24 protein-coding genes are annotated in these 22,127 nt (G+C 68.5%); 12 read left to right on the plus strand and 12 right to left on the minus strand.

Translation table 11 applies throughout. The features are described 5' to 3' along the window. The first annotated feature begins 23 nt into the window (after positions 1-23). From alr to ACTIEF_RS05765, 8 genes are all read left to right on the plus strand, one after another. Positions 24-1,061 (plus strand): alanine racemase, encoded by a 1,038-nt coding sequence (gene alr, locus ACTIEF_RS05730; protein ID WP_439471225.1) that lies wholly within the window; start codon positions 24-26, stop codon positions 1,059-1,061. Positions 1,062-1,138: 77 nt separating this feature from the next. After that, entirely contained in the window at positions 1,139-2,503 is a 1,365-nt protein-coding gene (gene radA / locus ACTIEF_RS05735; protein ID WP_439471226.1) for a DNA repair protein RadA, read from the plus strand. A 28-nt stretch (positions 2,504-2,531) separates the two neighbouring features. Next, complete coding sequence (locus tag ACTIEF_RS05740) at positions 2,532-3,128, plus strand: CvpA family protein (protein WP_439471227.1); 597 nt, start codon at positions 2,532-2,534, stop codon at positions 3,126-3,128. Between the two features lie 29 nt (positions 3,129-3,157). Next, the gene (gene purF / locus ACTIEF_RS05745; protein ID WP_439471228.1) at positions 3,158-4,672 is read left to right on the plus strand and encodes an amidophosphoribosyltransferase; all 1,515 of its coding nucleotides are present in this window, start codon (positions 3,158-3,160) and stop codon (positions 4,670-4,672) included. A 6-nt stretch (positions 4,673-4,678) separates the two neighbouring features. Then, a complete protein-coding gene (locus ACTIEF_RS05750) occupies positions 4,679-5,023 on the plus strand; it encodes a VOC family protein (protein ID WP_439471229.1) in 345 nt (114 codons plus the stop codon). A gap of 48 nt (positions 5,024-5,071) precedes the next feature. Beyond that, a complete protein-coding gene (locus tag ACTIEF_RS05755; protein ID WP_439471230.1) occupies positions 5,072-5,827 on the plus strand; it encodes an SDR family NAD(P)-dependent oxidoreductase in 756 nt (251 codons plus the stop codon). A gap of 72 nt (positions 5,828-5,899) precedes the next feature. After that, positions 5,900-6,577 (plus strand): hypothetical protein, encoded by a 678-nt coding sequence (locus tag ACTIEF_RS05760; protein WP_439471231.1) that lies wholly within the window; start codon positions 5,900-5,902, stop codon positions 6,575-6,577. Beyond that, positions 6,577-7,392, plus strand: coding sequence for a LytTR family DNA-binding domain-containing protein (locus tag ACTIEF_RS05765; protein WP_439471232.1), 816 nt, complete (start codon positions 6,577-6,579; stop codon positions 7,390-7,392). Before ACTIEF_RS05760 ends, ACTIEF_RS05765 begins: the two co-directional genes overlap by 1 nt. Before the next feature lie 5 nt (positions 7,393-7,397). Here ACTIEF_RS05765 and der read toward each other — a convergent pair whose 3' ends face one another. From der to ACTIEF_RS05800, 7 genes are all read right to left on the minus strand, one after another. After that, on the minus strand, positions 7,398-9,020 hold the full coding sequence (gene der, locus ACTIEF_RS05770) for a ribosome biogenesis GTPase Der (protein WP_439471233.1): 1,623 nt from the start codon (positions 9,018-9,020) through the stop codon (positions 7,398-7,400). A 32-nt stretch (positions 9,021-9,052) separates the two neighbouring features. Beyond that, positions 9,053-10,468, minus strand: coding sequence for an outer membrane protein assembly factor BamB family protein (locus ACTIEF_RS05775; RefSeq protein ID WP_439471234.1), 1,416 nt, complete (start codon positions 10,466-10,468; stop codon positions 9,053-9,055). A gap of 23 nt (positions 10,469-10,491) precedes the next feature. After that, on the minus strand, positions 10,492-11,283 hold the full coding sequence (locus ACTIEF_RS05780) for a tetratricopeptide repeat protein (RefSeq protein WP_439471235.1): 792 nt from the start codon (positions 11,281-11,283) through the stop codon (positions 10,492-10,494). A 92-nt stretch (positions 11,284-11,375) separates the two neighbouring features. Continuing rightward, on the minus strand, positions 11,376-12,212 hold the full coding sequence (gene panB, locus ACTIEF_RS05785) for a 3-methyl-2-oxobutanoate hydroxymethyltransferase (protein WP_439471236.1): 837 nt from the start codon (positions 12,210-12,212) through the stop codon (positions 11,376-11,378). 58 nt (positions 12,213-12,270) lie between these two features. Beyond that, complete coding sequence (locus ACTIEF_RS05790; protein WP_439471237.1) at positions 12,271-12,684, minus strand: hypothetical protein; 414 nt, start codon at positions 12,682-12,684, stop codon at positions 12,271-12,273. Continuing rightward, positions 12,674-13,228 carry an RNA polymerase sigma factor gene (locus tag ACTIEF_RS05795; RefSeq protein WP_439471238.1) on the minus strand — a complete coding sequence of 185 codons (555 nt, stop codon included), beginning with the start codon at positions 13,226-13,228 and terminating at the stop codon, positions 12,674-12,676. Before ACTIEF_RS05795 ends, ACTIEF_RS05790 begins: the two co-directional genes overlap by 11 nt. Before the next feature lie 25 nt (positions 13,229-13,253). Then, complete coding sequence (locus ACTIEF_RS05800; protein ID WP_439471239.1) at positions 13,254-13,655, minus strand: DUF6249 domain-containing protein; 402 nt, start codon at positions 13,653-13,655, stop codon at positions 13,254-13,256. 156 nt (positions 13,656-13,811) lie between these two features. Between ACTIEF_RS05800 and ACTIEF_RS05805 the strand changes: the two genes are divergently transcribed. Then, entirely contained in the window at positions 13,812-14,630 is an 819-nt protein-coding gene (locus ACTIEF_RS05805; protein ID WP_439471240.1) for an endonuclease/exonuclease/phosphatase family protein, read from the plus strand. Here the strand turns inward: ACTIEF_RS05805 and ACTIEF_RS05810 are convergent. From ACTIEF_RS05810 to ACTIEF_RS05820, 3 genes are read right to left on the minus strand one after another with little or no spacing between them, the layout of a single operon-like run. Then, positions 14,594-14,917 carry a hypothetical protein gene (locus ACTIEF_RS05810; protein WP_439471241.1) on the minus strand — a complete coding sequence of 108 codons (324 nt, stop codon included), beginning with the start codon at positions 14,915-14,917 and terminating at the stop codon, positions 14,594-14,596. The two genes, ACTIEF_RS05805 and ACTIEF_RS05810, sit on opposite strands and share 37 nt — an antisense overlap. After that, positions 14,907-15,446 (minus strand): RNA polymerase sigma factor, encoded by a 540-nt coding sequence (locus ACTIEF_RS05815; protein WP_439471242.1) that lies wholly within the window; start codon positions 15,444-15,446, stop codon positions 14,907-14,909. The genes ACTIEF_RS05810 and ACTIEF_RS05815 overlap by 11 nt, the downstream gene beginning before the upstream one ends. A 27-nt stretch (positions 15,447-15,473) precedes the next feature. Beyond that, the gene (locus ACTIEF_RS05820) at positions 15,474-15,878 is read right to left on the minus strand and encodes a hypothetical protein (RefSeq protein WP_439471243.1); all 405 of its coding nucleotides are present in this window, start codon (positions 15,876-15,878) and stop codon (positions 15,474-15,476) included. A gap of 237 nt (positions 15,879-16,115) precedes the next feature. On the opposite strand from ACTIEF_RS05820, the gene ACTIEF_RS05825 reads away from it, so the two are divergent. Both ACTIEF_RS05825 and ACTIEF_RS05830 read left to right on the plus strand, forming a co-directional pair. Further along, positions 16,116-16,355 carry a DUF2188 domain-containing protein gene (locus ACTIEF_RS05825; protein ID WP_439471244.1) on the plus strand — a complete coding sequence of 80 codons (240 nt, stop codon included), beginning with the start codon at positions 16,116-16,118 and terminating at the stop codon, positions 16,353-16,355. A gap of 148 nt (positions 16,356-16,503) precedes the next feature. Beyond that, positions 16,504-18,723: a glycoside hydrolase family 3 N-terminal domain-containing protein gene (locus tag ACTIEF_RS05830; RefSeq protein WP_439471245.1), complete on the plus strand. Its 2,220-nt coding sequence runs from the start codon at positions 16,504-16,506 to the stop codon at positions 18,721-18,723. Here ACTIEF_RS05830 and ACTIEF_RS05835 read toward each other — a convergent pair whose 3' ends face one another. Continuing rightward, positions 18,724-19,071 (minus strand): arsenate reductase, encoded by a 348-nt coding sequence (locus tag ACTIEF_RS05835; protein ID WP_439471246.1) that lies wholly within the window; start codon positions 19,069-19,071, stop codon positions 18,724-18,726. A gap of 127 nt (positions 19,072-19,198) precedes the next feature. Here ACTIEF_RS05835 and ACTIEF_RS05840 point away from each other — a divergent pair, with 127 nt between their 5' ends. Next, positions 19,199-19,684 (plus strand): VOC family protein, encoded by a 486-nt coding sequence (locus ACTIEF_RS05840; protein ID WP_439471247.1) that lies wholly within the window; start codon positions 19,199-19,201, stop codon positions 19,682-19,684. Here the strand turns inward: ACTIEF_RS05840 and ACTIEF_RS05845 are convergent. Continuing rightward, on the minus strand, positions 19,681-22,080 hold the full coding sequence (locus tag ACTIEF_RS05845; RefSeq protein ID WP_439471248.1) for an ATP-binding protein: 2,400 nt from the start codon (positions 22,078-22,080) through the stop codon (positions 19,681-19,683). The two genes, ACTIEF_RS05840 and ACTIEF_RS05845, sit on opposite strands and share 4 nt — an antisense overlap. Positions 22,081-22,127: the final 47 nt, after the last annotated feature.

Raw genomic sequence — 22,127 nt, forward strand, 5'->3', positions numbered from 1 at the left:
GGCGGCGCCCCTAGATGGCGGCCATGCCCTCCCCGGCCACGCTGACCATCGACCTGAACGCGCTCGCCGCGAACTTCCACACCCTCCAGGCCGTGGGCGGCGCGCCCGTGCATCCGGTGGTGAAGGCCGACAGCTATGGTCTCGGCGCAGCCGCCTGCGGGACGCGGCTGATGGCGGAGGGCGCGCGCACCTTCTTCGTGGCCCGCACTGCCGAGGGCGAGGCCCTGCGTCAGGCCTTGGGCGCCGAGCCAGCCATCTATGTGCTGGACGGCTGCCTGACCGGCCACGCCGGGCGGCTGAAGGCGGCGAGCCTGCGGCCCGTGCTGAACACGCCCGCCCAACTGGCCGAGTGGCGCGAGGCGAACGGCGGCGGGGCGGGCCTGCAGATCGACACCGGCATGAACCGGCTGGGCTTCCGCCTCGAGGACGCGCCCGAGCCGTTCGACGGGCTGGAACTGGTGCTGAGCCACCTCGCCTGCTCGGACGATCCCGGCGAAGCCATGAACGCCCGCCAGCGCGACGCCTTCGCGGCGGCGGCGGCGCGCTATCCGGGGGCCGTGCGGTCGTTCGCCAACTCGGGCGGGGTCTTCCTGGGTCCCGACTACGCCTTCGACGCCCTGCGCCCCGGCATCTGCCTGTACGGCGGCGGGCCGGAGGGGCGTCCCGATCCCCGCATCAGGGCGGTCGCGACGCTGGAGGCCGAGGTGCTGCAGGTGCGCGAGGTGCCAGCGGGTGAAACGGTCGGCTATTCGCGCGGCTTCCTGGCTGAAGGCCCCACCCGGATCGCCACCTGCGCGGCGGGCTATGCCGACGGCCTGCTGCGCGCCTACAGCCCCAATGGGGCGGTCTTCGTGGCCGGAGAAATCCGGCCCATTCGCGGGCGGGTGTCCATGGACGTCTGCGCGGTGGAGGTGACCGGGCTGGACGTGTCCGTCGGCGACAGGGTCGAGCTGTACGGCGCCCACCGGATGATCGATGACGCGGCGGCGGCGGCGGGCACGATCAGCTATGAGCTGCTGACATCGATCACTGCCCGGGTTCCGAGGCTCTACGTCGGCTGAACCGCATGCGTCATTTTTGGACGTACGCCCTTCCCGCCCCTCTGCCCGAACGGCTCCGCCTGCGCTAAGCCAGCGTCATGGCCAGAGATAATGCAATCTACGTCTGTCAGTCCTGCGGGGCGGTGCACGGCAAATGGTCCGGGCAGTGCAGCGCCTGCGGGCAGTGGAACTCCATCGTCGAGGAAAGCCGCTCGGCCCCGCCGGGCGCGCTGAAGCCTGCCGCGACCAGCCGAACGCGCGGCCTGCAGTTCGAGACCCTGCAGTCCGACACGCCCGAGCCGCCGCGCATCATCACCGGCGTGGCCGAATTCGACCGGGTCTGCGGCGGCGGCGTGGTTCCGGGCTCGGCCCTGCTGCTGAGCGGCGATCCCGGCGTCGGCAAGTCGACCCTGCTTCTGGAGGTCGCCGCCAAGGCCGCCCTCGCCGGTCGCCGCGTCGCCTATATCTCGGGCGAAGAGGCGGTGGAGCAGATCCGCTCGCGGGCCCGCCGGATGGGGTTCGAGAAGGCGCCCGTCGAGCTGGCCTCGGCCACGGCCCTGCGGGAGATCCTCGGCACGCTGAAGCGCGAGAAGTTCGACATCGTCATCGTCGACTCGATCCAGACCCTGTGGTCCGACGCCCATGAGGCCGGGCCGGGCTCGGTGACCCAGGTCCGCGCCTGCGCCAGCGAGATGGTGCGGCTGGCCAAGTCGGGCGGCCCGGCGGTCGTGCTGGTGGGCCACGTCACCAAGGATGGTCAGGTCGCCGGACCGCGCGTGGTCGAGCATATGGTCGATGCCGTGCTGAGCTTCGAGGGCGAGCGCGGCTATCCATTCCGCATCCTGCGCGCGGGCAAGAACCGCTTCGGCGCGACCGACGAGATCGGCGTGTTCGAGATGGGCGACAGCGGCCTGCGCGAGGTCAGCAATCCCTCGGCCCTGTTCCTCGGCGAGGGCAAGGATCGGGCGCCCGGCGCGGCGGTGTTCGCGGGCATTGAGGGCTCGCGCCCCGTGCTGGTCGAGATGCAGGCTCTGGTGTCCAAGTCGGCCTATGGCACGCCCCGCCGCGCGGTCGTGGGTTGGGACACGGGACGGCTGGCCATGGTGCTGGCGGTGCTGGAGGCGCGCTGCGGCATCGGCTTCGGCGATCAGGACGTCTATCTGAACGTGGCGGGCGGGCTGAGGATCAATGAGCCCGCGGCAGACCTCGCGGCGGCGGCGGCCCTGATCAGCTCGGCGATGGACATGCCCCTGCCGCAGGGCTGCGTGGTCTTCGGCGAGATCAGCCTGTCCGGCGAACTGCGCGCCGTGGGCCGGGCCGAGGCGCGGCTGCGCGAGGCCCAGAAACTGGGCTTCGACCAGGCCCTGTCCCCGGTCCTGACGGTCAAGGACAAGGGGGTGAAGATCACCGGCATCAGCCGGCTCAGCGAAGCCGTCGAACGAATCTCGCAAAACCGCTATTGAGGACCGAACGTCCGGGTCTTGAGCGCGCATGAACGGTTTTGACGTCGTCGCCATTCTGGTTCTGTTGGCCTCCGGCGCCGCCGGCTGGGTGCGCGGCGGCACGCGCGAGATCATCACCCTGCTCAGCTTCGTGCTGGCGGCTTTCATCGCCCTGATCGCCCTGCCGGTGACGGCCCCCATCGGGCGGATGCTGGTCGACGTCGATTGGATCGGCACCATCTTCGCTGCCATCCTGTCCTTCCTGATCATCTATTTCGGCATCCGGATCTTCGGCTCGATCCTGTCGAAGCGCGCGCAGGCGCATCCGCAGCTGGGCGGCGTGGACCGGGTCGTCGGCGTCTTCGTGGGCGCGGCGCGCGGCCTTGTGCTGCTGGGCGCAATCCATCTGGTCATCGTCGCGGCCCTGCCGGGCGAAAAGACCCCGCGCTGGCTGAGCGAGGCCGCCGTCCGGCCGCTCACCGCGGGCGCCGCCCGGGCCATCCAGATCATCCTGCCTGGCATCGGCAAGGGCGCGGACGCCCTGACCCCGATCGTCTCTTCGTCCGTGAGCAAAGGATTTTCGGACGAAGAAGCCTTGCCCTCGCCCCAAACAGACAATACTTCGCCGCCGTCCACCCGACGCTAGAGTCCTTACCGCTTCATCGGAGCCCCACGATGAGCCGCCTCGACCATTCCATCGCCGCCCCGGTCGTTCACCGGGAGCATCACCGTGACGCCGACGACGACCGTCCGCGCCTGGAATGCGGGGTCTGCGGCGTCTGGGGCGCGGACGAGGACGAAGCCTCCTCCATCGTCGCTCTGGGTCTGCACGCCCTGCAGCACCGCGGTCAGGAAGCCTGCGGCATTGCCAGCGTCCACGACGCCCGCTTCTACACCGAGCGCCACATGGGTCTGGTCGGCGAAGCCTTTGGCGGCGCCAATCTGGCCGAGCGCATGCCGGGTTCAGCGGCCGTGGGCCACACCCGCTACTCCACCGCCGGCGGGAGCTTCCTGCGCAACATCCAGCCGATGTTCGCCGATCTGGACCAGGGCGGCATCGCCATCGCCCACAACGGCAACCTGACCAACTTCAAATACCTGCATAGCCAGCTGGTCTCGGAAGGCGCCATCTTCCAGTCGACCTCGGACTCCGAGGTGATCCTCCACCTGATCGCCCGCAGCCGGAAGGCCAAGATCGTCGATCGCTTCATCGACGCCATCGGCCGCATCGAGGGCGGCTACGCCCTGGTCTGCCAGACCCGTTCGAAGATGATCGGCGCCCGCGACCCGCTGGGCATCCGTCCGCTGGTGCTGGGCCGTCTGGGCGACGCCTGGGTGCTGGCGTCCGAGACCTGTGCGCTGGACACCATCGGCGCCACCTTCGTGCGAGACGTCGAGAACGGCGAGGTCATCGTGATCGACCACGACGGCCTGCGCTCGGTGAAGCCCTTCCCCGAGAAGGCCGCCCGCCCCTGCCTGTTCGAGTATGTCTACTTCGCCCGTCCCGACAGCGTCGTGAACGGCAAGTCGGTCTATGAGGTCCGCAAGCGCATGGGCCGCGGCCTGGCCCGCGAGTATCCGATCGAGGCCGATGTGGTCGTGCCGGTACCGGACTCCGGCGTGCCCGCCGCCCTCGGCTATGCGCAGGAAAGCGGCATCCCCTACGAGATGGGGATCATCCGCAGCCACTATCTGGGCCGCACCTTCATCCAGCCCAGCCAGGGCGCCCGCCAGAAGGGCGTGCGAATGAAGCACAGCCCGAACCGCGAGGTTCTGGCCGGCAAGCGTGTGGTGCTGATCGACGACTCCATCGTGCGCGGCACCACCTCGGTGAAGCTGGTGCGCGCCGTCCGCGCGGCGGGGGCCAAGGAGGTCCACCTGCGCTCGGCCTCGCCGCCGATCCTGTACCCGGACTTCTACGGCATCGACATGCCGGAGCGGGACCAGCTGATCGCCGCCAACAAGACGCTGGAAGAGATGCGCGCCTATCTGGAAGTCGACTCGCTGGGCTTCCTGTCGGTCGACGGCCTGTACGGCGCCATGGAGGCCGGCCCGCGTGACCCGCGCGCTCCCCAGTTCACGGACCACTATTTCACGGGAGACTATCCGACCCGTCTGCTGGACCGTGAAATCGAGGAAGGCGGTCGCGAGGACAACACCCGGCAACTTTCCCTGCTGGTGAGCGCTTAGGACCGCATGGTCCAGCTCGGCTACTTCACCGTCGACACCCTCGATATCGGGAAGGCCAAGGTCTTCTACGGCGCCCTGTTCGGCTGGCGGTTCGATGAGGCCGCCTCCGGCCCGACCTATGCCCATGTGGCGGACAGCGATCCGGCCTTCGGCTTCACCAAGGTCGAGCGGGCCAAGGACTTCAGCCACCTTTACTTTCGCGTCGAGGACGTGGACGCCCTGTGCGCCCGCGTGGTCGAGCTGGGCGGCAAGGCGGCCATCCCGTCCGACAGCCCCTCGGGCCGTTCGGTCGTGGTCTGCGACGATCAGGGTATCAGCTTCAGCCTGTGGTCGCCCGCCGCGGGGTACTGATCGCCGGTTTCGCTTCCGGTCCTGCCGACGCCGCGCTATCAGCGCGGCATGACTTCCGACCTTCCCCTGAAAGACCGTATCGCTCTCGTCGTCGGGGCTTCACGCGGCATCGGTTATGAAAGCGCCCTCGCCCTGGCCAAGGCGGGCGCCCATGTGATCGCCACCGGCCGCACCCAGGGCGGTCTGGAAGAGCTTGACGACGCCGTCTTCGCCGCCACCGGCCAGCACGCCACCCTGATCCCGTTCGATCTGGTCGACGGCGGCGCCATCGATCGGATGGGCGGCGCCCTGTACGAACGCTTCGGCAAGCTGGACATCTGGGTCCACGCCGCCGCCACCATGGGCGCCGAGGGCCTGACGCCGGTGTCGAACGCTGACCCGCGCGGCTTCGCCAAGATCGAGAAGACCAATTTCACCGCCGTCTATCGCCTGATCCGCTCGCTGGAGCCGCTGCTGAAGTCGTCGGACGCCGCTCGCGTGATCCACCTGACCACCAGCGTGGCCACGGTCCCGCGAGCCTTCTGGGGCGCCTATGCGGCGACCAAGGCGGGCGCCGAGGCCCTGATGAAATGCTGGGCCGACGAGATCGAATCCATGCCGATCCGCGTCGCCATCCTCGATCCGGGCCGGATGCGCACCCAGATGCGCGCCCAAGCCTATCCGGGCGAGGATCCGCAGCAGAACATCCATCCTTCGGCCATCGGCCCGCTGATCGTCGAACTGGCCCGCCCGGACCTGGAGCCGCCGCTGACGGTCAGCTTCAAGGAATGGAACGCGGGCCCGCAGCCGTCGGCGCTGGTCTGACATTCGTCCCGCAGGGCCGCATCCCGTCCCGGCGACGTTGAATGAGGACGGGCTGGCAGCCGTGATGACGGCATGTCCATCTATCCCACCGTCCTCGCCCTTCACATCGCCACCGGCCTCGGCGCCGTCCTGATCGGGATCGCCCCGGTCCTGACCCGCAAGGGCGGGCGCGCCCATCGCCTGACCGGGCGGATCTTCGCCGCCTGCATGGCGATGCTGCTGGCCTGCGCCTGGGTGATGACGGCGTTGAAGATGAATACCTATCTGCTGGCGCTGTCGGCCTCGGCGAGCCTGACCCTGTTCTCGGGCCTGCGGGTACTGGGGCGCAAGCGGCCGGACCTGAGACGCGCGGATCGGGCCAAGGCGCTGGACTGGCTGGTCACGCTCGGGATCGCGGCGGTCGGCCTGCTGGTGCTGTGGCAGGTGCTGACAGGGCGCAGCGTCGGTCCGGCGGCGGTGTCGATGGCGCTGGTCTATGGGCTGATGAGCATGAGCCTGTGGGACATCTGGCGCTTCCTGCGCCCGACCGACTGGCCCTTTAGTCCCGAGTTGTGGCGGTATGAGCATCTGTGGAAGATGATCGGCGCCTACTCAGCGGTGCTGAGCGCCTTCTCCGGCAACTTCCTTCGTTTCGTCCCCGCCCCATGGAGCGCCCTCTGGCCGACGCTGCTGTTCCAGACCCTGACCGTGATCTGGATCGCCGTGCTGGTGATCCGGAACCGGCGGGGCCTCCGCCCGGTCGCGGCCTGATGCGGAGCGTTCCGTTCAGTCTCGGGCTGGGTCTGTTCGCGGCCTACAGCTATGGAGCCACCACCCTGTCGGCGGCGTGGTTCCTGCGCCGGGACCATGACTCCGCCTTCGGGACCTCCCTGCTGTGGGCCGCCCTGCTCTATTCGCCGACCGTGGTCAGCGGGCTGCTGGTCTGGGGTGTATTGCGCCGGTTCGGGGCGGAGTGGCGGGGGATCGGGGTGCTGACCGCGCTGGCCCCGCTCGCCATCGGCCTGTCCGCCTGGGCCGCGACCGCCGTGGACGGCGCCTTCAGGGGTGCGTACTGGACCTGGGTCGAGATCGCGGCCCGTGTCATCGACCGCCTGCCGGTGGCCCTGTTGCTCTACACCGCCCTGTGCGCGGCGGGGCTGGCGGCGGCCCACTGGCGCCGCGTCCTCCGCCAGAAAGCCGAGATGGACGCGCTCTCCGCCGCCCTCGCCGAGACCCGCCGGACGCAGCCCCCGTCTAGCGAGCGGCTGATGGTCACCTTGGGCCAGGGCCGGGTCCCGGTCGATGTCGCCGATGTCGAGTGGATCGCGTCGGCGGCCAATTACGTCGTCATCCACTGGCGCGACCGCGAGGGTTTGTTGCGCGAGACGTTGCAGACGCTGGAGACCCGCCTGGCGCCTCACGGCTTCGCGCGCAGCCACCGCTCGACACTGGTGAACCTCGCCCGGGTCCGGGAGCTAAAGCCGCTCTCGGACGGCGCGTGGCGCCTGACGCTGGACAGTGGCGCCGAGTTGGTGGTCAGCCGGTCGTATCGGGACGAGTTGCTGGCGCGGCTGAAGCGGGGTTGACGCCCCTACTTCTTCGCCCCGCCCTTTTGCCCGGTGCGGATACGGCCCGAGCGCGACACCTGACGGGCCCCGCCCCGCGCGCCCTTCTGGACGGCGATGGAGGAGCCGGCCTTCTTGGACGAACTGGCCTTCACGCCCGAGACGATCTTGGGCTGGTGCTTGCGGGTCTTCTTCTGCTCCAGCGCCTTGCCGGGCAGGTTGGACAGCCGCTCCTCGGCCTCCTTGGCCTTCTTCACGCGGCGCGGCGCGGTCTTGGCGTCGCCCTTGTAGCGTTCCGGTCCCGACTTGGCGCCGCCCTCGGCATAGGGGTTCACGCCGCTCGACTTGACCGTCAGGCGGATGGGGGTGCCCGGCAGGTCGAAGCTCTCGCGGATGGAATTGACCAGATAGCGCTTGTAGTGGTCCGGCATCGCCTCGGCGCGGTTGGCCATGAGCACGAAGGTCGGCGGACGGGCCTTGGTCTGGGCGATGTATTTGGGCTTGATACGCTTGCCGTCGACGGCGGGCGGCGGATGTCGCTGGGTCGCCATGGACAGCCAGGTGTTCAGGTCCTTGGTCTTCACCTTGACCGACCAGGTGTCATAGGCCTTCAGCACGGCGGGCATCAGGCGCTCGACGCCCCGGCCCGAATGCGACGACAGGGCCACGAAGGGCGTGCCCTTCAGCTGGGGCAGCTTGTCCTCAGCCATGGTCTTGAGTTTGGCCATGCGGGACTGGGGCTCTTCCTCCAGGTCCCACTTGGACGCGACATAGATCAGCGCGCGCCCTTCCCGCTCGACCAGATCGGCCAGTTGCAGGTCCTGGATGTCGAAGGCGTTGTCCTTGTCCATCATCAGGATGACCACCTCGGCGAAGGTGATCGCGCGGATGGTGTCGGCGACGGACAGCTTTTCCAGCTTCTCCTGAACCCGCGCCTTGCGGCGCATGCCGGCGGTGTCGACGAAGCGGATCGGACGGCCTTCGTATTCCCAGTCGACCGAGATGGAGTCGCGGGTGATCCCGGCTTCCGGCCCCACCAGCAGGCGGTCCTCGCCCAGCAGATAGTTGACAAGCGTCGACTTACCCGCATTCGGACGGCCGATGACGGCGATGCGGATCGGCTTGTCGGCCTCCTCGACCTCTTCGATGAAGATGTCGGCCGAGGCCGCGAGGATGGCCTGGTACAGGTCCGCCATGCCCTCGCCGTGCTCGGCGGAGATGGCCACCGGCTCGCCGAAGCCCAGCGCGTGGGCCTCGCCGACGCCGCCGCCGCTCTCGCGGCTCTCGGACTTGTTGGCCAGCAGGATGATCGGCTTGTGCACCTTGCGCAGCCGGTCGGCGAAGATGCGGTCCAGCGCGGTCACACCCTCGCGCGCGTCCATCATGAACATGATGACTTCGGCGTCCTCGATGGCCGCCTCGGTCTGCTCACGCATCCGGGCCTCGAGACTCTCGTCGGTGACGTCCTCGTAACCCGCCGTGTCGATCAGCGTCAGATCCATGTCGCCGATGTTGCCGTCGGCGTAGCGCCGGTCGCGGGTCACGCCGGGCCGATCATCGACCAGCGCGAGGCGCTTGCCGACGAGGCGGTTGAATAGTGTCGACTTGCCCACATTGGGGCGGCCGACGATGGCGACTTTGAGAGCCATGTCGGCCTTCTAACGCAGTTCGAGGGATTCCGTCAGCGAATGCTGATCAGATCGCCCTTGTCGGTGAGCACATAGACCGAGCCGTTGTAGGCGGCCGGAGCGATGAAGGACGCAGCGCCCAGTTTCAGGGTTGCGGTCTGGGCGCCGGTCTTCGGATCCAGGGCGACCAGTTCGCCCATGGAGTTGACCAGCAGCAGTCGGTTCGAGGCCAGCAGCGGACCCGACCATTCCGGAACCACGGTGCGATCCCAGAAGCCGAGGAATCCACCTTCCTGGTGCACGCGGCCTTCGTTCAGGTCGCGGGTCCAGTAGACCTGACCGCTCTCGCGGTTGATGACGGTCAGTTCGCCATCCTTGGACACGACATAGACCACGTCGCCGACCGGCAGGGGCGCGTTCACGCCGGCGATCGGCAGTTGCCACTTGGGCTGGCCCGAGCGGATGTCCATGGCCGACAGAACGCCCGAGTGGGCGACGGCGTAGACGATGCCGCGGCTGACCACGGGGCGACCGGCGATGTCACGGATTTCCGACAGGGCGCTGGTGCGGCTGGTGCGCGACAGGGTCTGGGTCCACAGCGACTGGCCGGTCGAGGCGCGCAGCGCGGTCACTTCACCCGACGAGAACGGCGCGATGACCGTGTCGCCGACAACCGCCGGGCTGGACGCGCGCATGATGCGGGCGGGCTCGGGGATGCCGCGATACGACCAGGTCTGGGCGCCGGTCGCCACGTCGAAGGCGAATATCTGGTTTTCAACATCGACCACGAAGACGCGGCCGCCCGCCACCGTCGGGGCGCCGTGGATCGGCACGTCCACCGGGGTGGTCCACAGGACGGCGCCGGTGTTCTGGTCCAGGGCGGTCACGGTGCGATAGCCCGAGGACACGAAGACCTTGCCGCCGCCCACGGCGACGCCGCCGCCGAAACCGCCGCCGGTCGAGGAGCCGCCGATGCCGAAGAAACCGCGACGGCCTTCGCGCTCGTCAGGCTTGATGTTGGTCTTCCAACTGATTGACCCGCTGGAGGCGTCGACCGCCGAGACGGTGGCTTCGCCGTCCAGGACGAAGACGCGGCCGCTGTCGGCCACGATGGGCGCCATCACCTGGCGCGTGCGCGACGAGCCGGCGCCGATGCTCCGACGCCAGCCGATCTGGAAGTCCACCGCGCCGATCACGTGCTCGATGGCGTTGTCGGCGTTGCCGCCCGGCTGGGTCCAGGCCACGGCGGCCTGCGGACCCGGGACGAAGAAGTCACGACCGGAAAGGGCGGCCGACGGGGCCAGTTGCTGTTCGAACTCCAGCACCGAGATACGCTGGCCTTCGGTGGCGGTGGCGCCCGGGGCGTCCCGACCGCCGAGGCCGAACGGCAGCGAGCGACGCACGGTGCCGCACGAGGCGACGGTCAGGGCGAGCCCGCACAGCAGGGCGACTTTAAGCACACGGTTCATGGCGAACGTCCTGGGAGCCGGAATCACGGGCGGGCCGGAGCGGCGGGCTGTTGGGGTGCGGCTTGCGGCGCGGACGGAGCTTGCGCCTGACCTTGGGCCGGGGCGGGAGCCGCGGCGGCGGCGGCCGCGGCGGTCGCCATCTGGCGGGTGATCGCCTGGATATTGGCGGCGCCGCCCGAATCGATGGCGTCGATCGCCAGCTCGGCGCGACGGCTGACGGCCTGCGGGGTGTCCAGGTCGTTCTTCAGGATCGCCAGCATGTCCTTGGCCTCGGCCACCTTGCCGTGTTGTAGCAGGGCCAGAGCCTCTGCTTCACGGGCGAAGGCCGCGAACGGACGCTTGTCGCCGGTCAGGGCCTTGGCGCGGGCCTGAACCTGCTCCAGCGACTCCATGTCCATGGCCAGCAGCAGAGCCTTGAAGGCGGCGGCGTCGGCGATCAGCGGATCACGCGAAGCCTTGGCGGCCTCGTCGTGGAAGGCCAGGGCCTCGGCGTCGCGACCGGCGTCCAGGGCGATGCCCGCGCGTTGCTGCAGGGCCATGGCCTTGTAGGCGCCGTTGCCTTCCTTGACGGCCTGGGCGAAGGCGGCGTCCGCACCGACCGGGTTGTTCGACTGCAGGGCTTCCAGACCACGCTCATAGGCGATCGAAGCCTTGTCGGCCTTCGAGGTTTCCATCGACTGCCAGCCCCACCACGCCAGGGCGGCGATCAGGGCGACCAGCAGAACACCGCCCACGACGGGCAGCCAGGTGCGGGCCAGACGCTTGTAGCGCTCGGAGCGAAGCTCCTCCTCGACCTGCTCGAAGACATCAGACACGGACAATCGCCCCCAGAGAACGGCGACTAGAGCCGTTGAATTTCAATCCGGCGGGACCCTAATCGGTCAGCCACGCCCCCGCAACGCAGGCTTTACTGCGCGACCGGCTTTTTCGAGAAGTAGGTCTCGACTTCGGCAGGAAAACGGCGGCTCCGGACGTCCGCGGCATAGCCGGCGACGGCCTTGTCGATCTCGCCGCGCAGATCCGCGTAGCGGCGCACGAATTTCGGGGTCCAGTCGAACAGGCCCAGCATGTCCGACACCACCAGAATCTGCCCGTCGCAGGCCGCCGAGGCGCCGATGCCGACGGTGGGTTTGTCGATGGCCTCGGTGATGTCGCGGGCCAGCCCCTCGGCCACACCCTCGATGACCACACAGAAGGCGCCGGCGTCCGCGGTGGCCTCGGCCTCTGCGATGACGCGCAGCCGCTCTTCCTCGGTGCGGCCCTTGGCCTTGAAGGCGCCGTCGGTCAGCACCGCCTGCGGACGCAGGCCGACATGGCCCATGACCGGAATGCCTCGCTGGACCAGATAGGCGATGGTCTCGGCGACGGTCGGGCCGCTTTCCAGCTTCACCGCCTGGGCGCCGGTTTCCTTCATCACCCGCGCGCAGTTCTCGTAGGCGACTTCCTTGGCGCCTTCGTAGCTGCCGAACGGCATGTCGATGACCACCATGGCCCGCTTCGAGCCGCGCATGACGGCCTGACCGTGGAGAATCATCATCTCGAGGGTGACGCCGACGGTGTTGGGCATGCCGTGCACCGCCATGCCGACGCTGTCCCCGACCAGCAACAGGTCGCAATGGGCATCGAGGATTTCAGCGGTGGGCGCGTCGTAGGCGGTCAGGCAGACGAGAGGCTCCCCGCCCTTGCGGGCCCGGATGTCCGGCGCGGCGAGGCGGCGGACGGTTTCCTGCTTCTGGCTGGACATCGGTGAGGCTCCGGTTCGGGGAAGACCCTAGATAGGCCCCCGGCGCCTCACCGTCACGTCACACTTCCTGGGACAGCCGCACAACCCCCGCGGCGGCCACGGCGATCAGCGCCCCTGCGGCGATCCAGAACATCTGCATCCCGTTCATGGAGCCGAAGGCGATGTTGCCCAGGCCGACCTGATCAAGACCCGACTGGATGGCGGCCTGGGCGTTGAAGGACACCGCCTCCAGCCCCTGCCCCATCGCCGCCGTCGGCACGGACCCGCCTTCGGTGCTGAAGTTGATGGTCAGCATCTCGCGCGCCGCGACCACGCCGCCGACCACGCCCGCCACGCCGAGCACGAAGACCCGGACGCGCGAGCCCTTCTGCAGCCGCCGCTCCACCGTGGCGGTGAACAGGGCCGCGTCCGGCAAGGCGGGAGAACGGGCGAACAGCCGCTCGATGGCGGGATCGAACTCATCAGCCGACATGCTGTGTTCTCCCCAGGGTTTGAGCGGGTTGGAGCCGCGCGCGGAGTTTATCCAGACCACGTTTGACATGAGACTTCACCGTACCGAGTGGCAAATTCAGGGCCGTCGCGATCTCCGGATGGGCCATCCCGGCGCCGTGGCACAGGGAGACGCACAGCCGCTCCGGCTCGCTCAAGGTTTTCAGGGCTTCGTCGAGATCCATCAGCCCGCCCGGATCGGGGGCGGAGACGGTCTCTTCCGTTTCGACTTCCGCGACATAGCGGGCTTCCTTGGCGGCCCGCTTGATGTACAGCCGCGCCGCGATCCGCTTCACCCAGGCGGCGAAGGTGCCTTCGCCCCGGAACTCCGCGCAGCGCTCAAAGGCCTGAATAAAGGCGTCCTGCGCGATATCGTCCGCCAGCGAGGGCTGGGCCCCCATCCGGCGCAGCAGGCCGCGGACGGCGGAGCCGTGCCGACGAACCAGTTCGCCGAACTCCCGACGTCCGCCCGCCGCCGCCTGGGCGGCGAGCTCGACATCGTGCCGGTCAACCAGGGCCTGGGCCATGTGTTTCCCCCTGTCCCGAGCCGACTCAGTCCTTGTTCGGGTTGAAGAAGCTCAGGGCGATGAAGGCCAGACCGATGGTGGTCGGGATCGCCGAAATGCCCAGCAGGCCGGCGTCAATGTGGTTGCCGTCCCAGTCATTGCCGAAGCTGCTGCCGGTGATCAGGCCGAAGGCGGCGAGACCGATGCCGACCGCCAGCCAGATGATGCCGGTGCGGATGTCCTTGGTGCGCGACGGCAGCCGACGCGAGACGTCCTTGGTCAGGGCGTCGATGACTTCCGCCGGCAGTTCCTGACCCTTGTCGATGGCGTGGCGCAGGGTTTCCTGCATTTCCCGCTTCTCGCGGAATTTCAGGTAGATGGGGCCAAAGACAATGGCCGTGAGCGTGCCGAAGATGATCCCGACGATGAGGATGGGCGTCATATCCATGAGGAGTCCCCTTTGATCCTGGTGACCGAAGCGTGACGTTTCGGCCTTCTGACGACAAGAGGCGGTCACACGGCGCTATGGATGCGGGCTATCGCGTGAAACTTTCGTAAGGCGGGCGAAGCGGGCTAAAGCGTCGGGAAACCGGGAGGGATCGCCATGCTGGACCGCCGTAGCCTGATCGCCGGCCTCGCCTCCGGATTGGCCGTCGCGCCCTTGGCCGGATGCGCCACCCTGCCGACCGGCGGCGCCCGCCAACTGAAGCTGGCCACCTTCAACATCTGGCACAACATGGGCGACTGGGCCGCCCGGCAGTCGCTGCTGATCGAGGCCGTGCGCGCCGCCGACGCCGACGTCATCGCCCTGCAGGAGGTGCTGGAGGACGCCAATGTCGGCCTGCCCAATCAGGCCCGCACGCTGGCCGACGCGCTCGGCGGCTATCAGATGCGGTTCGTCTCGACCGACGCGGAAGGCGCGCCGCGCCGGTATGGCAATGCGATCCTGACCCGCTTGCCGATTCTGGCCGATGGATCACGCAAGCTGGAGCCGCTGGAGGACTACCGCACGGCCCTGCGCCTGCGGGTCGATGTAGCCGGAACGCCGGTGGATGTCGTGAACACCCATCTGGCCTGGCAGGAGGACGCCCAGACCGTGCGGGCGCGGCAGATCGCGGATTTGATGGGCTGGCTGCCGAACGACGGAACGCCGCTGGTGGTCATGGGCGACTTCAATGCGGTGCAGGCGGACGCCGGGCTGAACACCCTGACCGGCGAGCGATTCTTCAGCGCCCTGCCCCGCGACGCGGTCCCGACCACGCTCAATCCCGCCAAGGGCCATCCGAACCGGGTGATCGACCATGTCTTCGTCGAAGCGGCGCATTTCGCGCCGGGCTCATGGTCGCTGCTGGGCAATACGCCAGTGAACGGGGAGTACCCGTCCGATCACTTCGGCGTTGCGGCGACCGTCACGCTGCGCTGAAGCGCGCTGGTCAGCCACAGGCCCACGCCCGCCGCGACCACGGCTCCGCCCAGAACGAACGCCACCGGCTGGATCATCGGCGCCAGCTCGCCCGACATCCGCTCCAGCACCGGGTGCAGGGCCCACAGGACTATGCCCGAGACCACCAGCCACGGCAGCAGGGCCGCGACGGTCAGCCAGGCGCGGCGCTTTGCGATCCGCTCGGCCACGGCGATCTGGAACGCATAATCGCGCCGGGGCGGAGCCTCGGCGGCGAACAGGGCGGCCAGTTTCTGTTCAGGCGTCATCGGAACCTCCGAGCGCTTTCAGCAGTCGCGCCCGACCCCGGGCAACATGGGACTTCACCGTGCCCAGAGGCAAGCCCAGCGTCTCCGAGGCCTCGCCGTGCGACCAGCCGTCGCCCAGGCACAGGGCCACGCAGGCCCGCACATCCGTCGGCAGTTCGGCCATGGCCGCCTGCAGGGCCAGCTTCTCCTCCGGCGAGACGCCCGCCGGGACCTCGATTGTCTCCAGCCAGCCTGAATCCCGCGCCGCGCCGCGCCGGGCGCCGCGAACTCGATCCTGCGCCTTGCGCCAGGCGATGCCGCACAGCCACGAGCGGACGCCAGCCGGGTCCTTCAGCGTACGCAGCGACGACCAGGCGGCGACGAAGGCGTCCTGCGCCACATCGTCCGCCTCGGCCCAGCCGCTGCCCAGAAAGCGGCGCACGAAGGCGCGCACCGCCGCCTGATGCCGCTCGACCAGCCGCGAGAAGGCCGCGTCCGAACCGGCAAGCGCGCGGCGCACCAGCTCGGCGTCGGTCGGCGCCCCCTGCACGATTCAGCCTCCCCCCGGCCCTCGCGCTCACCGATCCCGGCGGCAGGTCAGGGCGCTGATCAGGGCCCAGATGGCCACCGCGCCCATGACGAAGGCCACCACCATGAAGGCGTCCGTATCGCCGTCCATGCTCGTCAGTTGACTGGCGCCGAGGAAGCCAAGGCTCAGCGCGGTGAACAGGCCGAACAGGGACCAGTAGTTGGTCGGCTGGCGTTTGCCTGGCGACTTGCCATCCCAGCCGTCCTCATCCAGGGGGCGCTGGAGGACTTCCAGCAGGGCCGCCGGCGGCTCCTGTCCCTTTTCCGCATAGGTCTTCAGCAGGTTCAAGGCGTCGCGCTGGCGGCGATAGCCCAGGAAACTGTTGTAGGCGCCCAGCAGGCCGAAGCCAATCGGGAAGATCAACCACCAGAACTGAAAGAACAGGGTTTCCATCGTCGTCGTCCAAAGGGCGGGGCCGAACCCCGCGTTTTCAATCCATAGTCGGCGCCGGTCCGCGATCTGGATGCGACCGCTCAAAAATTACTTCACCGGAGCCCGAGAGGCTCGACAGTTCCGCCCGGACGGTCAAGCTAGGCGCCTCACGCGCGGTGACGTACGGTCCCGCAACCGCATCGGGATGGCCGCGTTGGCTGTCGCGACGCCCCATCCCTCCCAAACCCCGGAGCCCCCATGGTCCAGATCACCTATCGCATCGTCGAACACGACGGAGGCTGGGCCTACAAGCTCGGGGAGACCTATTCCGAGACCTTCCCCAACCATGACGCCGCCCGCGCCGCCGCCGTGGCCGCCTCGCGTGAGCAGAAGGTGTCGGACGAGGACGCCTTCATCGAGTGGGAAGACACCAACGGCCAGTGGATCACCGAGCGCGCCGACGGCCACGACCGCCCCGAGACGAGCGTCGAGGGCTGATCGGTCGCAACCGCTTGTGATCTTTTCGGGGTAGGCGCGGCCCGGCATGGCCGTTAGTCCTGCCGCGAAAGTTCATGGAACCGGTTACATGCATCACCGACTCGGCTCAGCACCGTCCCGTCGATGGCTTCTCGCCGGAGGCGCAATAATGGCTGGAATGATGATGGCTCCTCGTATCGCTGCCGCTAAGGCGCAGGAAAACCTTACCCGCGTCGACGCCCTGATCGCTCGCATGACGATCGAGGAGAAGGCCGGCCAGCTGAACCTGATGAACGATCCGTTCCGCTGGCGGCCCGAGGGCGTGAACCCCGGCGACGCCCTGGACACGGACCAGACCCAGACCGCCGCCGACATCAAGGCGGGCCGGATCGGCGCCCTGTTTAACGGCGTCGGCGCCGCCACGACCCGCTTCGTGCAGGACATGGCCGTGCGTGAAAGCCGTCTGGGCATTCCGCTGCTGTTCGCCGCCGACATCGTACACGGCCTGAAGACAACCTTCCCCGTCCCACTCGGCGAAGCCGCCAGCTGGGATCTGGACCTGGCCGAGCGCACCGCGCGCGCCGCCGCTGTCGAAGGCGGCGCCGCGGGCGTGCACCAGACATACGCCCCCATGGTCGACGTCGCGCGCGACCAGCGCTGGGGCCGCGTGGTCGAGGGCGCCGGCGAGGACGTCCTGCTGAACAATCTGTTCGCCGTGGCCCGCACCAAGGGCTTTCAGGGCGACGACCTGACCCACTGGTCATCTCTGGTGGCCACGCCCAAGCATTTCGCGGCCTACGGCGCCGCCGAGTCGGGCATGGACTACAACTCCACCGACATGAGCGAGCTGGCGCTGCGCTCGATCTATCTGCCGCCCTTCAAGGCCGCGCTGGACGCGGGCGCCCTGTCGGTGATGAGCGCCTTCAATGACCTGAACGGCGTCCCGACCAGCGGGAACAGATGGCTGCTGACCGACGTCCTGCACGGCGAGTGGGGCTTCGCCGGCTTCGTGGTCTCGGACTACACCTCCGAGCAGGAACTGGTCGCCCACGGCTATGCCGCCGACGGTCGCGACGCGGCCCGTCTGGCCCTGATGGCCGGCGTCGACATGTCGATGAAGAGCGGCCTTTATCTGAAACACATCCCCGAGCTGGTGCAGTCGGGCGACGTGCCGATCGAGCGCGTGGACCAGGCCGTGCGCCGGGTGCTGATGACCAAGGCCGCCCTGGGCCTGTTCGACAATCCGTACCGGGGCGCCGATGTGCGCACCGAGCGCCGCGTCACCGGCAGCCGCGAACATCTGGATCTGGCCCGCGAGGCCGGCCGCAAGTCCATCGTGATGCTGAAGAACGAGGGTGGCCTGCTGCCCCTGCCCAAGACCGGCAAGCGCATCGCCCTGATCGGCCCGTTCGGCGCCGACAAGGCCGACGTCTTCGGCCCCTGGTCGGTGTTCAAGGACACCGCGCTGGCGGTGTCGCTGGAGGACGGCCTGCGCAACGCCCTGGGCGAGGACGCGCACCTGACCGTGGTCAAGGGCTCCGAGGTCGAGGCCGTCATCCCGGGCGGCGTCGAGGCGGCGGTCCTGGCCGCTGCGGACGCCGATGTGGTCCTGCTGGCCATCGGCGAATCCAGCGAGATGTCGGCGGAATCCAAATCCCGCACCGAAATCACCATCCCGGACCCGCAGCTGGCCTTGGCCGAGGCGGTCGCCGCCACCGGCAAGCCGGTCGTCGTCCTGCTGCGCAACGGTCGCGGCATGGAGCTGGCCGATCCGGTCAACGCCGCCGACGCCATTCTGGTCACCTGGTTCCTGGGCTCGGAGAGCGGCAACGCCATCGCCGACATCCTGTTCGGCGACCACGCCCCTTCGGGCCGTCTGCCGGTCAGCTTCCCCTACCGCTCGGGCCAGTCGCCCTTCTACTACGCGCACAAATCGACGGGTCGCCCGTCGCGCCCGACCGATCGCGAGTTCACCACCAAATTCCGCGGCGTGCCGAACGAGGCCCTCTATCCGTTCGGCCACGGCCTGACCTACGGGACCATCGCTTATTCGCCGGTCAGCCTGTCGGCGACCACGGTGGCGCGGGATGCATCGGTCACCGCTTCGGTCACCCTGACCAACAGCGGCGAGCACGAAGCCAGTGAAGTGGTGCAGCTCTACATCCGCGACCGCGTCGCCTCGATCACCCAGCCGGTGCGCCTGCTCAAGGCCTTCCGCCGCGTGACGGTCCCGGCGGGCGGCAGCGTCGAGGTGTCGATCCCCCTGCCCGCCTCGGACCTGTCCTTCCTCGGCCAGACCCTGCAGCCGACGCTGGAGGCCGGTCTGTTCGACATCTGGCTGGCGCCGAACGCCCAGTCGGGCGAACCGGCCCAACTCACCTTGGTCTGATCAGGCGAAGACGGCCGCATAGATCTCGGGCTTGAACCCCACGGTCGTGCGGCCGTCAACGTCCAGCACCGGACGTTTGATCATCGAAGGATTGGCCAGCATCAGGCCGATGGCCTTGTCCGCCGTCAGGTCCGCCTTGTCCTCGGGCGCCAGGGCCTTGAATGTCGTGCCGGCGCGGTTCAGCACGATCTCCCAGCCGTGCGTCGTCACCCAGCCCGCCAGCGTCTCGCGATCAATCCCGCCCTTCTTGTAGTCGTGGAAGGCGCAGGCCTGTCCGTTCTGCTCCAGCCAGACGCGCGCCTTCTTGACGGTGTCGCAGTTGGGAATGCCGTAGAGGGTGATGGTCATGCTCAAGGCCTCGATAGGTTTCGCGCCCGTCTGCCGCAGCCCGCCACGCCCCGCAAGGAACCACTCGGCCCGGACCTTCATTTAACCCACGAGTTTAATATCCCGACACCAAAATAGGAGAACCGCCATGGCCGTCCCGCGTCAGAAGATCATCCCCTGCCTCTGGTTCGATAAACAGGCCGAGGAGGCAGCGAACTTCTACGTTTCCCTGCTGCCGGACTCGCGCATCGACGATGTGCAGACCGCGCCCGGCGACTATCCCAGCGGCAAGGCAGGGGATGTCCTGCTGGTCGAGTTCACCCTGGCGGGCAGCCGCTATACCGCGCTGAACGGCGGACCGTACTTCACCTTCAACGAGGCGATCTCGCTGCAGATCGAGTGCGAGGACCAGGCGGAGGTGGATCGCCTGTGGGACGCCCTGTCGGCGGTCCCGGAGTCCGAGCAGTGCGGCTGGGTGAAGGATCGCTATGGCCTGTCCTGGCAGATCGTCCCACGCGTCCTGACCGAACTGCTGGCCGACGGCGCGCCCGAGGTGAAGCTGCGCGTCTTCAACGCCATGATGCAGATGAAGAAGCTGGACGTGGCGGCGCTTGAGGCCGCGGCGAAGGGCTAGGCTGCCATCTCGTCCGCCTGCAGGGCGGCGGCGACGGCGCGGATCAGGGCTTCGGCCCCGACCGGCTTGGACACCGCGCCGCAGAAGCCCTCGCGGATCAGGTCGTCCTCAAGACCTTCGCCCGCGTCGGCGGTATAGGCCAGGATCGGCGTCTGTCGGTTCGGCCCCTGCCCTTCGCGGATCGTGCGCAGGGCCTCACGGCCGTCCATGCCCGGCATCCGCATGTCCATCAGGATGACGTCGTAGCGCTTGCGCCCGGCGGCCTCGACGGCGGACGTCCCATCCACCGCGTCCTCGACCTCGACCCCCATGCCCGACAGGAAGGCGCGGGCCAGTTCGCGGTTGGCCGGGTGGTCATCGGCGACCAGCACGCACAAGCCGCCGACCTCAACCGCCGCCATCGGCGTGGTCGCCGGCTGGGCGGCCTGCTCGGCTATCGGCGCCGGGATTTCGAACCAGAAGACGCTGCCCTGTCCCTCGACGCTGTCGGCGTCGATGATCCCGTTCATGGCCTCGACCAGCCCCTTGCAGATCGCCAGACCCAGACCGGTGCCGCCGACCGAGCGGTTCTGCGCCCCATCGACCTGCGAGAAGCGACGGAACAGCCGTCCCAGCTTATCCGCCGGAATGCCGCCGCCCGTGTCGTGGACGGCGACGCGCAGCTGTTCGTCGGTCGGGCTCCAGACGATCTCCAGACGCACCTCGCCCTCGGCAGTGAACTTCACCGCATTGCTGACGAGGTTCAGCATGACCTGACGCAGGCGGTCAGGGTCGGCCACAATCACGGCCTGACCGGTCTTCGCCTCCAGGGTCAGATGCAGGTCCTTGGCTCCCGCCTGCGGGGTGAACAGCTCCAGCGTCGCCTCGGCCAGGGCGTCGATATCCACCGGCAGCGGGCGAATGGCGACCTGACCGGCCTCCAGCTTGGAGAAGTCGAGGATGTCGTTAACGGTGCACAACAGGGCGCGCCCGGCATTGTCCACCCGTCCGATGAAGTCGCGCGCGATATCCGGCAGGTCCTGCCCCATGGCCAGGCCGGTGAAGCCGATGATGCTGGTCAGCGGGGTCCGCAACTCATGGCTCATATTGGCGAGGAAGTCGGCCTTCACCGATGCGGCGGCCTCGGCCTGGGCGCGGGCCTGCTCCAGCTGGACCTCCAGCGCCTTGCGGCGGGAGATGTCGCGGATGACCACCACGGCCTCGGTCGGGCGGCCCGTCCCGTCCCGCACGAGCCGCATCCGGGTCTCCCCCCAGATCACCTGCCCGTCGCGATGCAGCAGGCGGTGCTCCAGCGTCGCCGAATCCCGTCCACGCGCCATCTCCATGAAAGTCGCCAGCAGACGCTCGCGATCTTCCGGATGGACGAAAGAGTCGGCGGACTTCCCGGCCATCTCGACCGGGGTCCAGCCCAGCAGGCGCTCGATGGCGGGCGAAATATAGTTGGACGAGCCGTCCAGTTGGACCCGCGCGATGACGTCGGCGGCGTTGTCGGCCAGCAGCTTGTAGCGGCTGCGCCCGCGCTCCAGCACGGCCATGGCCTCGCGCTGGTCGGTGACGTCCTGGAAGACGCCGAACAGGGCCGGCGGATCGCCGTCGAACGACAGCTCGGCGGCGCCCTTGGCCACCACCCGGCGCTTCACGCCGTCGGCGCGATTGATGCACAGCTCGACCGAGAACGGCCCCTCGCCCGCGATGGTGCGGCCCCAGTGCGCCGCCAGGAGTTCGCGATCTTCCTCCGGATAGAAATTGACGGCGTCATCGAAGGTCGGGGTGAAAGTCTCCGGCGTAACGCCGTGGATTTCATAGACCTTGTCGGACCAGACGACCTTGTCATCGACCATGTCGACGCGCCAGTGGCCGACGCCGGACAGGCCCTCGACCATGGACAACATATGCTGGTTCTCGCGGCGCAGGCGGTCGGCGCGGGCGCGCTCCAGTTCACCCACCACCAGCCGGGCCAGATCACGCAACCGGTCCAGTAGCGCGTCGTCCGGGCGCGGACGCGGCTGGGTGTCGATCACGCACAGGGTGCCCAGATTGGCGCCGTCCGAAGCGGTCAGCAGGGCGCCCGCGTAGAAGCGGACGTTCATCCCGCCTGTGACATTGGGATTTTCGACGAAGCGCGGGTCGAGGGTGGCGTCCTCGACCACCATCACCCCGTGGGCGGGCAGGCCCAGCGCATGGGTGCAAAAGGATTCTTCGCGGGTGGTCGAACAGGCGTCCACGCCGATGGTGGCGTTGAACCACTGGACCTCGTCCTCGATCAGGGTGACCAAAGCCATCGGCGTGTCGAACAGATGCGCCGCCAGCCGGACCGCGCCCGCGACCGCCGGAGACGGCGGCGCGCCGATCGCGCGCAACGATCGCACGGCGGCAAGGCGTTCAGCTTCGTCCATCGGGTAATCTCTCAGGCACTCCGACTTTCTTAGCCTCCTAATGTTGA

This window comes from Brevundimonas sp., assembly GCF_051858995.1.
GTDB lineage: Bacteria > Pseudomonadota > Alphaproteobacteria > Caulobacterales > Caulobacteraceae > Brevundimonas.

Bases quoted from the DNA above. Each gene is read 5' to 3' on its own strand.
- ACTIEF_RS05760 (WP_439471231.1), top strand. From the start codon at position 5,900: ATGTCCATCTATCCCACCGTCCTCGCCCTTCACATCGCCACCGGCCTC.
- ACTIEF_RS05740 (WP_439471227.1), top strand. From the start codon at position 2,532: ATGAACGGTTTTGACGTCGTCGCCATTCTGGTTCTGTTGGCCTCCGGC.
- ACTIEF_RS05830 (WP_439471245.1), top strand. From the start codon at position 16,504: ATGGCTGGAATGATGATGGCTCCTCGTATCGCTGCCGCTAAGGCGCAG.
- purF (WP_439471228.1), top strand. From the start codon at position 3,158: ATGAGCCGCCTCGACCATTCCATCGCCGCCCCGGTCGTTCACCGGGAG.
- der (WP_439471233.1), bottom strand. From the start codon at position 9,020: ATGGCTCTCAAAGTCGCCATCGTCGGCCGCCCCAATGTGGGCAAGTCG.
- ACTIEF_RS05820 (WP_439471243.1), bottom strand. From the start codon at position 15,878: ATGGAAACCCTGTTCTTTCAGTTCTGGTGGTTGATCTTCCCGATTGGC.
- ACTIEF_RS05845 (WP_439471248.1), bottom strand. From the start codon at position 22,080: ATGGACGAAGCTGAACGCCTTGCCGCCGTGCGATCGTTGCGCGCGATC.
- radA (WP_439471226.1), top strand. From the start codon at position 1,139: ATGGCCAGAGATAATGCAATCTACGTCTGTCAGTCCTGCGGGGCGGTG.
- ACTIEF_RS05835 (WP_439471246.1), bottom strand. From the start codon at position 19,071: ATGACCATCACCCTCTACGGCATTCCCAACTGCGACACCGTCAAGAAG.
- alr (WP_439471225.1), top strand. From the start codon at position 24: ATGCCCTCCCCGGCCACGCTGACCATCGACCTGAACGCGCTCGCCGCG.
- ACTIEF_RS05825 (WP_439471244.1), top strand. From the start codon at position 16,116: ATGGTCCAGATCACCTATCGCATCGTCGAACACGACGGAGGCTGGGCC.
- ACTIEF_RS05755 (WP_439471230.1), top strand. From the start codon at position 5,072: ATGACTTCCGACCTTCCCCTGAAAGACCGTATCGCTCTCGTCGTCGGG.
- ACTIEF_RS05795 (WP_439471238.1), bottom strand. From the start codon at position 13,228: ATGGCCCAGGCCCTGGTTGACCGGCACGATGTCGAGCTCGCCGCCCAG.
- ACTIEF_RS05790 (WP_439471237.1), bottom strand. From the start codon at position 12,684: ATGTCGGCTGATGAGTTCGATCCCGCCATCGAGCGGCTGTTCGCCCGT.
- ACTIEF_RS05810 (WP_439471241.1), bottom strand. From the start codon at position 14,917: ATGACGCCTGAACAGAAACTGGCCGCCCTGTTCGCCGCCGAGGCTCCG.
- panB (WP_439471236.1), bottom strand. From the start codon at position 12,212: ATGTCCAGCCAGAAGCAGGAAACCGTCCGCCGCCTCGCCGCGCCGGAC.
- ACTIEF_RS05765 (WP_439471232.1), top strand. From the start codon at position 6,577: ATGCGGAGCGTTCCGTTCAGTCTCGGGCTGGGTCTGTTCGCGGCCTAC.
- ACTIEF_RS05805 (WP_439471240.1), top strand. From the start codon at position 13,812: ATGCTGGACCGCCGTAGCCTGATCGCCGGCCTCGCCTCCGGATTGGCC.
- ACTIEF_RS05840 (WP_439471247.1), top strand. From the start codon at position 19,199: ATGGCCGTCCCGCGTCAGAAGATCATCCCCTGCCTCTGGTTCGATAAA.
- ACTIEF_RS05750 (WP_439471229.1), top strand. From the start codon at position 4,679: ATGGTCCAGCTCGGCTACTTCACCGTCGACACCCTCGATATCGGGAAG.
- ACTIEF_RS05775 (WP_439471234.1), bottom strand. From the start codon at position 10,468: ATGAACCGTGTGCTTAAAGTCGCCCTGCTGTGCGGGCTCGCCCTGACC.
- ACTIEF_RS05800 (WP_439471239.1), bottom strand. From the start codon at position 13,655: ATGGATATGACGCCCATCCTCATCGTCGGGATCATCTTCGGCACGCTC.